The 3,492-nt window shown below is 68.9% G+C and carries 3 protein-coding genes and 1 pseudogene; 1 reads left to right on the top strand and 3 read right to left on the bottom strand.

Annotated elements, in window-relative coordinates:
- The 3 genes from AC1DZ6_RS21625 to AC1DZ6_RS21615 form a co-directional block, all read right to left on the bottom strand.
- Positions 1–725, bottom strand: a 725-nt coding sequence (locus AC1DZ6_RS21625; protein ID WP_477099190.1) for an acyl-CoA dehydrogenase family protein, incomplete at its 3' end; no start/stop codon positions are given.
- 1 nt (position 726) lies between these two features.
- Positions 727–1,338, bottom strand: a complete 612-nt coding sequence (locus AC1DZ6_RS21620) for a DsbA family protein (protein ID WP_477099189.1) — start codon at positions 1,336–1,338, stop codon at positions 727–729.
- Positions 1,339–1,356: 18 nt separating this feature from the next.
- Positions 1,357–2,562, bottom strand: coding sequence for an acyl-CoA dehydrogenase family protein (locus AC1DZ6_RS21615; RefSeq protein ID WP_477099188.1), 1,206 nt, complete (start codon positions 2,560–2,562; stop codon positions 1,357–1,359).
- 195 nt (positions 2,563–2,757) lie between these two features.
- Here AC1DZ6_RS21615 and AC1DZ6_RS21610 point away from each other — a divergent pair.
- A pseudogene (locus AC1DZ6_RS21610) lies at positions 2,758–3,492 on the top strand (phosphatidylglycerol lysyltransferase domain-containing protein); the annotation flags it as partial.

The raw sequence follows: 3,492 nt of genomic DNA, 5'->3' as shown, positions 1-3,492 counted from the left end.
GCATAGGCGCGGTCCAGCACCGGCTCCAGGATCGCCCAGCCTTTGCCGATCTCGCCCAGCACGGCGTCGGCGCCGACCGAGACCTTGTCGAAGGTGATCCGCGCCGCGCCGCGGCTGTCGATCAGGGCCAGGTGGGTGCGCGTCACGCCGGCGGCGTCGCCGGGCACGAGGAACAGGGTGATCCCGTCGCTGTCGCCCGCCGCGCCCGAGGTGCGGGCGGCGACGATCAGCAGGTCGGCCGTCTCGCCGTCGAGCACGAAGGTCTTGGAGCCGTTCAGGACGAAGCCGTCGCCGACGGTCGAGCCGCCCAGGGCGGTGTTCAGCGGCGCGTGGTGCGAAGCCTCGTCGATCGCCAGGGTCGCCACCGCTTCACCGGCGGCGATCTTCGGCAGCCATTGGGCCTTCTGGGCGTCGGAGCCGCCCAGAACCAGGGCCGAGGCCGCGATCAGGGCGGTGGACAGCAAGGGCGAGGCCACCAGGTTGCGGCCGGTCTCCTCCAGGATCAGCCCCAGCCCCAGATAGCCGAAGGCCGAACCGTCGAAGTCCTCGGGCACGATCACCCCGGCCCAGCCCATGGCGCCCATCTCGCTCCAGGTCGCSGGATCGAAGCTCTGCTTGGAGCCGCCGTCCCGCAGCTTGCGCAGGGCGCCGACCGGGGCGCTGTCCTGCGTCCAGCCTTTGGCGGCGTCGCGCAGCATGGTCTGTTCTTCAGTCAGGACGGCCATGTCAGGCTTGCTCCAGGGATTGATGGCGGACGGCCCAGTCGAGGGCCTGTTCGAGACGGTCGTTGCCCCAGAAGAGCTCGCCGTCGGCGGTGAGGAAGGAGGGCGCGCCGAACAGGCCGCGCTCCTGGGCCTGGCGGACATGGTCCTTCAGGCGGATCTTGACGGGGTCGGTGGCGGCGGCCGCCAGCACTTCTGCGGGACCCGCGCCGACCGAGGCGATCAGCGGGGCCAGCACCTCAGGCTTCGAGATGTCCTGGTCGTCGACGAAATTGGCTTGGTAGACCGCGCGGCTGAAGGCCGGGGTCCAGCCCTCTTCCAGCCCGACGATCGCGACGCGGGCGGCAAGCAGCCCGTTGCGGGGGAACTGGCTGGGATGCACCAGCGGCAGGCCCTCCATGTCGCAGACCCGCTGCAGGTCGCGCCACATGTAGTCGCCCTTGACCGGGAAGGCGTTGAACGGACTGTCGTTCAGCCCCTGTTGGTCATGCATCAGCGGCCCCAGCAGGAACGGCCGCCAAGCGACCGCCACGCCGGCCTGCTCGGCCAGGCGCTCGATGCGCATGGCGGCGGGATAGCTGTAGGTGGAGCCGAACTCGTACCAGAACTCGATCATGGTCTCGCGCCGCTTTGCTTACTGGTGATCCAGCAAGCCTAGCACCCGCTTGGCGACGACGTTGAGATTGACCTCGCTGGTGCCGCCCTCGATCGAGTTGCCCTTGGCGCGCAGCATGGCGCGCGGCACGGCCAGTTCGTCCTTGGCGAAGCCTTCGCCCTCCCAGCCCAGGCCCTGCAGGCCCATGGCCTCGACCAGCAGTTCGGTGCGCTCCTGGTTCATCTTGGCGGCGGCGTATTTGATGATCGAGACGGCGGCGGACGGGCCGCTGCCGGTCTTGGACTCCTGCTCGGCGCGGCGCACGGTCAGCATGAAGGCGTGGGCGTCCATGCGGTGGTGAGCGATGCGGGCCCGCAGGTCGCCGTCGGCCAGCCGGCCGGAGGCGTCGGTCCCGACCTCCTTCTTGGCCACGTCCACCAGGTCCAGCCCGCCGCCGCCGCCGAAGCCCGAGGCCGAGATGTTCTGGCGCTCGTACTGCAGCAGGCGCTTGGCGATGTCCCAGCCGCCGTTGACCTTGCCCACCAGCTGTTCCTTGGGGACCTTCACATTGTCGAAGAAGGTCTCGCAGAAGGGCGAGGAGCCGCTGATCAGCTTGATCGGCCGCGCCTCGACGCCAGGCGACGTCATGTCGAACAGCACGAACGAGATGCCCTCGTGCTTCTTGGTGGTGTCGGTGCGCACCAGGCAGAAGATCCAGTCGGCCTGGTCGGCATAGCTGGTCCACACCTTCTGGCCGTTGATCAGCCAGTGGTCGCCCTTGTCCTCGCACTTGGTCTGGAGGGAGGCGAGGTCGGAGCCCGCGCCCGGCTCGCTATAGCCCTGGCACCAGCGGGTCTCGCCGCGCACGATCTGCGGCAGGAAGCGCTGCTTCTGCTCCTCGGTGGCGTATTCCAGCAGCACCGGGCCCAGCATCCAGATGCCGAAGCTCATCAAGGCAGGCCGGGCCTTTATGCGGCGCAGTTCCTGCTCCAGGACCTTGTTCTCAGCCTTGGACAGGCCACCGCCACCGTATGCCTTGGGCCACATCGGCGCGGTCCAGCCGCGCTGGGCCATGCGGTCCAGCCACAGCTTGGCGTCGGGGTTCTTCCAGACGAACTTCTGGCCGCCCCAGGGCGCGTCGTCCTCGTTCATCGGGGTGTTCAACGAGGCGGGATAGTTAGCCTCAAGCCAGGTCCGCGTCTCGGCCCGGAAGGTGTCCAGTTCGCCGCCGCCGAAATCCGCCATGGCCGTTCTCCCTCACGCATCAGTCTCGTTCGCGGCGCTTATCCGCGTCGTCGGCGGCAGACTACGCCATGAAGCGGCGGGGGCAAGTCTATTCAAACGACTGTTCGTCACGCGACGGGCGCCCGCTTCGGACGAGCCGCGCTATAGAGGGAGACGATGACGTGTCCCGCCTGGATTCGCCGATCAGGGGTCTTGATGTCCGCGCCGCAACTGAGGCCAGCCTTCCTCGCCGTCGCGCCGACGCTGTCGGCCATCCTGGCGGCCTGCGCCGGGATCCTGCTGCTGGCTTCGGGCGCGACGCCGTCCGAGCCGACCCGCTTCGCGATCTGGGTGGCGGTCGCGCCGGGCCCTCTCATCGAGATCAGCCACTTCGTCTCGTCCATCCTGGGCCTGGTCCTGATCCTGCTGGCGTTCGGCCTGCGCTCGCGCCTGGACGCGGCGTGGTGGGCGGCGCTGTTCACCTTGGCGGCCGGGGCGATCCTGGCGCTGTTCAAAGGCCTGAACTGGGAAGAGACAGTCATTCTGACGGCCATCCTGCTGTCGATGCTGCCGTTCCACGAGGCCTTCCCGCGCAAGGCGGCCCTGTCGCGGATGGAGATCACGCCCGGCTGGCTGCTGTCGGCGGCCGCGGCCCTGATCGGCGTGGCCCTGTGCGGATGGTGGACCTTCGCCCATACCGAATATGCCGACCAGTCGGTGATGAAGACGATCGGCGACAGAGAAGTGGCCCGCGCCATCCGCTCGTCCGCCGCCGCCGCCATCGTGCTGATGGCCATCGGCGTCTGGCGGCTGATCGCGACCCCGGCCACCCCGCCCGTGGTCGACGACACCGACCCCGAGTTCGACCGGGTCCGCGCCATCCTGGCCAAGGCCGAAAACGCCGAGCCGCCCTCGAACCTGGCCCTGCTGGGCGACAAGCGCTTCCTGTTC

This window comes from Caulobacter sp. P1_B12_2 (genome assembly GCF_056406675.1).
Note: the sequence above shows the minus strand (reverse complement) of the source record. Positions and strands in the feature narration are given on the sequence as shown.